Origin of the sequence: Streptomyces sp. ISL-43 (assembly GCF_018614195.1) — a bacterium.
In the GTDB taxonomy this organism is placed as follows: Bacteria; Actinomycetota; Actinomycetes; order Streptomycetales; family Streptomycetaceae; genus Streptomyces.
The window spans coordinates 143,102-149,774 of record NZ_JAGGOT010000039.1 but is presented as its reverse complement, the minus strand read 5'-3'; the positions used below and the strand labels follow the sequence as shown (position 1 = coordinate 149,774).

General features: G+C 72.1%; 7 protein-coding genes. 2 read left to right on the top strand and 5 right to left on the bottom strand.

The features are described from left to right. The 3 genes from J7F03_RS23445 to J7F03_RS23435 form a co-directional block, all read right to left on the bottom strand. Positions 1–588 (bottom strand): DedA family protein (locus J7F03_RS23445; protein ID WP_214952531.1); only part of this gene is annotated, 588 nt, incomplete at its 3' end. 165 nt (positions 589–753) lie between these two features. Beyond that, positions 754–2,463 carry an alkaline phosphatase D family protein gene (locus tag J7F03_RS23440; protein WP_214952530.1) on the bottom strand — a complete coding sequence of 570 codons (1,710 nt, stop codon included), beginning with the start codon at positions 2,461–2,463 and terminating at the stop codon, positions 754–756. 170 nt (positions 2,464–2,633) lie between these two features. After that, on the bottom strand, positions 2,634–3,278 hold the full coding sequence (locus tag J7F03_RS23435) for an HNH endonuclease family protein (protein ID WP_214952529.1): 645 nt from the start codon (positions 3,276–3,278) through the stop codon (positions 2,634–2,636). A gap of 466 nt (positions 3,279–3,744) precedes the next feature. Here J7F03_RS23435 and J7F03_RS23430 point away from each other — a divergent pair, with 466 nt between their 5' ends. Then, positions 3,745–4,326 carry a TMEM165/GDT1 family protein gene (locus tag J7F03_RS23430; protein WP_214952528.1) on the top strand — a complete coding sequence of 194 codons (582 nt, stop codon included), beginning with the start codon at positions 3,745–3,747 and terminating at the stop codon, positions 4,324–4,326. Positions 4,327–4,493: 167 nt separating this feature from the next. Beyond that, a complete protein-coding gene (locus tag J7F03_RS23425; RefSeq protein WP_214952526.1) occupies positions 4,494–4,946 on the top strand; it encodes a VOC family protein in 453 nt (150 codons plus the stop codon). 1 nt (position 4,947) lies between these two features. On the opposite strand, the gene J7F03_RS23420 is transcribed toward J7F03_RS23425, so the two are convergent. Both J7F03_RS23420 and J7F03_RS42390 read right to left on the bottom strand, forming a co-directional pair. Then, entirely contained in the window at positions 4,948–5,625 is a 678-nt protein-coding gene (locus tag J7F03_RS23420) for an HAD-IA family hydrolase (RefSeq protein WP_214952524.1), read from the bottom strand. A 131-nt stretch (positions 5,626–5,756) separates the two neighbouring features. Continuing rightward, positions 5,757–6,653: a peptidoglycan-binding protein gene (locus J7F03_RS42390; RefSeq protein WP_214952522.1), complete on the bottom strand. Its 897-nt coding sequence runs from the start codon at positions 6,651–6,653 to the stop codon at positions 5,757–5,759. Positions 6,654–6,673: the final 20 nt, after the last annotated feature.

The window sequence follows — 6,673 nt, the reverse complement described above, 5'->3', positions numbered from 1 at the left end:
GGCGGCCAGCGCGCCGGCGGCGAAGAGGGCGATCACGGAGACGGCGGTGCCGAGCCAGGTGGCACCGAGCCACTGCGTGCCGAAGTAGCCGAGGGCCACGCTGTACCCGGCCCAGGCCATGGCGGCCAGGACCGACCAGGGCAGGAACTCCTTGACCTTGCGGTGGGTCTTGCCCGCGCCCAGGGAGACCACCGAACGGCCGGCCGGGGCGAAGCGGGCGACCACGACCAGGGCGCCGCCGCCGCGGGCCAGTGCGGTGCCGAGGCGTTCGTGCGCACGGGTGAGCCGGCGGGAGCGGGCGATGGCCCGGTCGAGACGGGCCCCGCCGCGCCTGGCCAGCCGGTACGCGGCCATGTCGCCCAGCACCGAGGCGGTGACGGCGGTCACCAGCAGCGCCAGGATGTCCGGCACCTCCGCGTGCACGGACACCGGTCCCGTCGCCCCGGCGGCTGCCGCAGCGGCCGCCGCGGCGGTGACCACCAGGACTCCGCTCGGCAGCACCGGCAGGAAGACGTCGAGCAGGATGGACAGCGCCACCAGGGCGTAGATCCATGGGCTCGAAGTCAGAGAGCCCAGACTCTCAAGCAAAGCGGGACTCCCCGGTCCGGTCGACGTGCTTCGGCGTGAAGCGCCGCAACGTCGCGGGGGAGCGGCAGGGGCGGCTGACAGCGGAACAGCGTACGCCGGGTGTCCACGGACCGGACGCCCGGGGGGCGATCGGGCGCGATGGCGTGCGTCCGGTGGTGCCTTCCCTCAGGCCGTGGGTTCCCCGCTGCCCGTTCCAGGGGGTGTGAGGTCTCGGTCCAGGACCGTCACCAGGCGGGGGCCCTTGCGGGCTTGGTCCAGGCGGAGCCGCGCGGAGCGGCCCGACAGCGCGAGGGTCATGAGCTGGTTGCCGAACCACGGGCCGCCCGTACGTCGCCAGCTCAGTGGGGGCCGGCCCGTCCGGCCGTGCCGGGAGAACCCCCGGCCCAGCCACCGGCCCCACCGTGACCAGCCGAGCCGGAAACCCCACTTCACCGCGGTGTGGATGGAGTTGTGCACCGGCGAGCACGTCAGCTGGAACACCCGCGCCGTGCTGGGTATTCGGGGCTCGGCCACATACGCGTGGTGCACGTCCCCCGACAGTACGCACACCGTGGCCGGCGCCCGGGGCCCCGTGCCCACCTCCTCGATCAGGTCACTGAGCGCCGCGAACGAGGCCGGGAAGGCCGCCCAGTGCTCCAGATCGCTGCGCCGCCGCAGATCCTCCCCGATCCTGGCCCACTTGGGGCCCCGCTCCCCCCGGCACAGCGCGGCGTTCCACACTTCCGCGTCGTGGACGAGCGGGGGCATCAGCCAGGGCAGCGACGACCCGATGAGGAGGTGGTCGTAACCGCCGTGCCCGGCCAGGGCGTTGTCGCGAAGCCACTGCTGCTCCGCCGGATCGAGCATGGCCCGCCCGTCCTCATCGAGGACCCGGGCGGCGCGGGTGTCCACCATCAGCAGCCGGGACCGGCCGAAGTCACGGCGGTAGCTCCAGCGGACCGTGGCCGGGTCGGCCTCGGCCGATGCCGCGAAGGCCCGTAGCGCGTCGGTGCCGTCGGGGGTTTCGCGGACCGCCCCGTACAGGGCGTCGGCTGCGAGCTCGGCGGGGGAGAGGTTGCCGAGGTGCTGGTACACCCAGTACGACATCAGCCCGCTGAGCACCCGCTCCTGCCACCACGGGGTGGCGCGCATCTCGGCCAGCCACGTGGCGCTGGTGTTCCAGTCGTCGATGACGTCGTGGTCGTCGAAGATGTGCAGGCTCGGGACGGTGGAGAGGAGCCAGCGGATCTCGGGGTCGAGCCAGGACTCGTCATAGAGCCGGGTGTACTCCTCGAAGTCCGCGACCTGGGCGCCCGGTGCCTCGCGCAGGTCCCGCCGGGCCGACAGCCAGGCGCGGGTGGCCCGGGACAGGTGGTCCGCGTACACCTGGTCGCCGAGGAGGAGCAGGACATCGGGCCGGACCGCCTCCGGTTCGACGGCCAGCTGCGAGGCGAGGGTGTCGAGCGCGTCGGGGCCGTGCGGTCCGCGCCCGTCGGCCGGCGGGGCGGCCTGGCGGCAGGAGCCGAAGGTGAGGCGGAGGGTGGGGCTGTGGGTGGGGTTGGCGTCGCGGGTGGGGCTGTGGTTGGAGTGGTGGGCCTTCGCGGCGGGGGGTGTGGTGATGGTGCTCGGCGGGAAGGGGGTGTCGCGCAGCGGCCAGACGTGCACGCCGTCGAGCAGTACCTCATACGCCGTGGTGGAGTCCGGGGTCAGGCCGGTGACGGGCACCAGGGCGTAGTGGTGGCCGGCGACCTGGAAGGTGCGGACGCTGCCCCCGGCGCCGTCGGCGCAGCGCACCTCGGCGGTGCACGGGCGGTCCGCCTCGATCCAGATCGTGGCGGAGTCGCCCGTGTTCCAGTCGACGTAACGCAGCAGTGGTCCCAGACGCATTGCGGTCATGCAACTCCCCCTCCTTCATCCTGTCTTGCCCCTGTGATCACGTTACGACGGGGAGGGTGAGGTCCACCTCCCCCTGGCGGGGGAAAGATCCTTGGCCAGGGGTGAGGGGGAGGTGGGGGAGGGGGAAGGGGAGAGGTGGATTTGGGAGGTGGATTCGGGGAGGAGAGGCGTCAGCAGGCGTTGAGGATGTTGAGCAGGGCCGTCTTCTCCGTGGAGTCCATGCTCAGGCTCCAGTACTGCTTCACTCCGACCCACATGCGCGCGTACGTGCAGCGGTAGGCCGTGCGCGGCGGCAGCCACTTGCCGGGGTCGAGGTCGCCCTTGGCCTGGTTCACGTTGTCGGTGACCGCGATGAGCTGGGGGCGGGTGAGGTCGTTGGCGAACTGCTGGCGCTTGCTGGTGGTCCAGGAGTTGGCGCCGGAGCGCCAGGCCTCGGCGAGCGGGACGACGTGGTCGATGTCGACGTCGGAGGCGGCGGTCCAGGTGGCGCCGTCGTACTCCGAGTACCAGCTGCCGCTTACGGCCGCGCAGGCGGAGTCCTGGACGACGCCCGAGCCGTCGCGCTTGAGGACGGTCTCGCGGGTGTTGCAGGTACCGGAGACGGTGCTCCAGTGGGGGAAGAGGTCGCGGCTGTAGCCGCTGGTGGAGCCCTCGGTCTTCGGGGTGACGGTGGCGAGGTAGGAGCGGGCGGCCGCGGCGCTGATCGGGGCGGGAGGGGAGGCCGCGGCGGTGGGGGCGGTGAGGAGGGTGGTGAGGGCGGCGGCTGCCAGCGATGAGGCGAGCATGCCAATTCGACGCGCGTAGATCATGGACATGAAAGAACTCCTGGGCGGGGGTGGAGTGCTGCGGGGCGTCGCCATGGTGGCCGCGCCGGGTTTCGTGGGGATGGGCGCCAGGTGACAGTGTGGCGACATGGGCATGTCATGGCGAGGTTTGCAACGAGCCCGGGTGTGAGGGGAGTTGGTATTCCGGGTGGGATCGGACCGGAGTGGGCCCAAAGTCCCATTTCGGGGGCGGGGGGCGTCGCGTACGCTGGAGGAGCAGAAGGGGAGTAGCTCTTCGCCGGACCGTCGACATACTGCTGGGTCACACCAGCCGGCGCCCGGAGGCAGGCAGCGTGCACGTGTGCGCGGGGTCGGCCAGCGAGACTTTCGGCCGCAGTGTCCTACGCGTATGCGCGTATACGTACTTCAGGGCGCCGCCGAGCCGAAGCGACCCCCTGATCCACGAAGGTCTCTCGGTACCGATGGCGTCCTGCCCGACCGATTGAGGTTTCACCCCGTGTTCAGCTTCACCGTTATGGCGATCGCCTTCGGCGTCATCTTCATCGCCGAGCTCCCCGACAAGACGGCCCTGGCGAGTCTGATGCTCGGCGCCCGCTACCGCGCCTCGTACGTCTTCGCCGGCGTCGCCGCCGCCTTCGCCGTGCACGTGGCACTCGCCATCGCGGCCGCCAGCGTGCTCACGCTGCTTCCGGACCGGCTGGTGCAGGCCGTCGTGGGCGTGCTGTTCCTGGCGGGCGCGGCGATGCTGCTCCTGAAGAAGGGCGACGGCGAGGAGGAGGTCAAGCCGCCTGCCGACCAGTCCTTCTGGAAGGTCTCGGGGGCGGGCTTCATGCTGATCCTGGTCGCCGAGTTCGGTGACCTGACGCAGATCATGACCGCCAACCTCGCCGCGAAGTACGAAGACCCCATCTCCGTCGGCATCGGCGCGGTGCTCGCCCTGTGGGCCGTGGCGGGCATCGGGATCCTGGGTGGCCGGACCCTGATGAAGTACGTGCCGCTGAGCCTGATCACCAAAATCGCGGCGGCGGTCATGTCGGCGCTGGGCGTGTTCTCGCTCTACGAGGCGGTTGTGGCGTAGGTCCGTCCGGGCAGCCAGCCGTCTGCGTGTCTGCGCGTCTGCGCGTCTGCCATCTCCGTCTCCCCGCCCGCCCTCCGCCGGCCCCCGCCGCCCCCTCGCGTGGCCGCCGGTCCGCGGGCGGGCGCGTGGGTGGTGGCGGTGTCAGAGGGGTCTGGGAGGGTGCGGGGATGGAGCTGACGTTGCAAGTGACCATCGACTGTGCGGATCCGCGGGTGATGGTGCCGTTCTGGGCTCAGGCGCTCGGGTACGTGCCCGAACCCGCGCCCGGTGGACATGCCAGCTGGCGGGAGTACTGGGTCGACATGGGGGTGCCCGCGGAGGAGTTGCCCGAGGGGGCGGGGGAGATGCCGGAGTCGATCGTGGATCCGGCGGGGAGGGGGCCGCGAGTGTGGTTCCAGCAGGTCCCGGAGCCGAAGACCGGCAAGAACCGGGTGCACCTCGACCTGAAGGTCGGTGGCGGGCGCGATGTCGCGGTCGAGGTGCGGACCCGGCGGGTCGACGAGAAGGTCGGGGTGCTCACGGGAGCGGGTGCGGCCGTGGTGCGCGTCCTGGACGAGCCCGAGGGTGTTTACGCCGTCGTGCTGCAGGATCCCGAGGGCAACGAGTTCTGCGTCGTCTGAGTCAGGCGCTCTGGAGCGTGAGGGTGATGGAGCCGTCGGGGGAGGCGGTGACGTCGACGGCTGTCAGGTCCGGGACGTGGGCGGTGGGGGCGTGGGCGGCGGCGCGGGGGCCGACGCCGATGACGCGCATGCCCGCGGCCTGACCGGCTGCGATGCCGGCGGCCGAGTCCTCGAAGACGATGCAGTCGGCCGGGTCCACGCCGAGAGCGGCGGCACCCATCAGGAAGCCCTCGGGGTGGGGCTTGCTGGCCCGGACGGACTCGGCGGTCACCTGGACCTCGGGCATCGGCAGGGCCGCGGCGGTCATCCGGGCCGTGGCCAGGGCCTTGTCCGCGGAGGTGACCAGGGCGTGCGGGAGGGCGCTGATCGAGGCCATGAACTCCGGGGCGCCGCCGACCGGGACCACGCCGTCGGTGTCGGCGGTCTCGCGGGCGAGCATCACCGTGTTCTCGGCGTAGTTCTCCTCCATCGGGCGCTCCGGGAGGAGGATCGCCATCGTGGCGTAGCCCTGGCGGCCGTGGACCACCTTGAGGGCCTCCTGCGGGTCCAAGCCGTGGGAGACGGCCCAGTCACGCCAGCAGCGTTCGACCACCGCGTCGGAGTTGACGATCGTGCCGTCCATGTCCAGGAGCAGGGCCTTGGCGGTCAGGACGGCGGGGGCGGTGGTGCTGGCCGGCATCGGCGGGGCTCCAGACGGGGCGGGAAAAGAGAACAAGTGGTTCCGTCCACCGGTCAGGGAGAGGACGGAACCACTTTGTTCCTGAAGGATACAAAGCATCGTCGCCTCCGCGCCACCATCGGGGATGTGTTCTATCCCTCCAATGCGCGGCGGGTCGCCGGACCGTAGACGCCCCAGTCGTCGTCCTCGATCTCGTTCTGCCACTGGAACGTCGACACCGAGTTCTCCGTGCGGGAGCCGTACTTGCCGTCGAACTTGCCCGAGTACAGGCCCCGCGAGGCCAGCAGGCGCTGGAGCTTCTCCACCTCGGGGCCCGAGTCCCCGTACCGCAGGGTGGGGGCCTGAGGTGCCGGGGGAGGGCTCGACGGGCGGCTGGGGGTGGGGGACGGCGCCGGCTGCGAAGAGCGGCTCGGGCTCGGGGAAGCCGATGCGGACGGGGAGGCGGAGCGGGAGGGCGAGGGGCTCGGGGAGCGGGAGGCCGAGGGGCTCGGCTTGGCGCTCGCGGAGGACTGCGAGGGGGCCACCTGGGTCAGGCTGATGACCGGGGAGGACGGTTTCATGTCGAGGAGGACCGTCTCGGGCTCGTCGGAGCCGGCGAAGGCCGTCAGGGCCAGGGCGGCCGTGCCGAAGGCGACCACCGCGGACGCGGCTATCAGCAGGGGGCGTATGCGACGGCGCGGGGGTGCCTCGTACGCCGGAACGGGGCGCAGCTGCATCGTTTCATCGGGCCACGAAGCCACGGGCGTGCCGTACGCCGGGGTGTGTACCCCGGACGGCGGTGGCGGGGCGGCCGCGTCTGCGGGGTGGGGCGACGGGGTGGCAGCCTGGCCGGAGTGGGCCGGCGGGGCGGCAGCCTCGCTGGGATGGACCGGCGGGGCGGCAGCCTGGCGGGGACGGGGCGGCGGGGCGGCAGCCTGGCCGGGATCGGGCAGCGTGACGTACGGGCGGACGCGCAGGGGCTCGAACCCCGACGCGCATCCGCAGGCGTCGCCCACGGCGCCGCATTCTGTACAGCGCTCAGCGCTCACTTGTACCCCTCCCTGGACAC

Bases quoted from the DNA above. Each gene is read 5' to 3' on its own strand.
- J7F03_RS23435 (WP_214952529.1), bottom strand. From the start codon at position 3,278: ATGTCCATGATCTACGCGCGTCGAATTGGCATGCTCGCCTCATCGCTG.
- J7F03_RS23425 (WP_214952526.1), top strand. From the start codon at position 4,494: ATGGAGCTGACGTTGCAAGTGACCATCGACTGTGCGGATCCGCGGGTG.
- J7F03_RS23440 (WP_214952530.1), bottom strand. From the start codon at position 2,463: ATGACCGCAATGCGTCTGGGACCACTGCTGCGTTACGTCGACTGGAAC.
- J7F03_RS23420 (WP_214952524.1), bottom strand. From the start codon at position 5,625: ATGCCGGCCAGCACCACCGCCCCCGCCGTCCTGACCGCCAAGGCCCTG.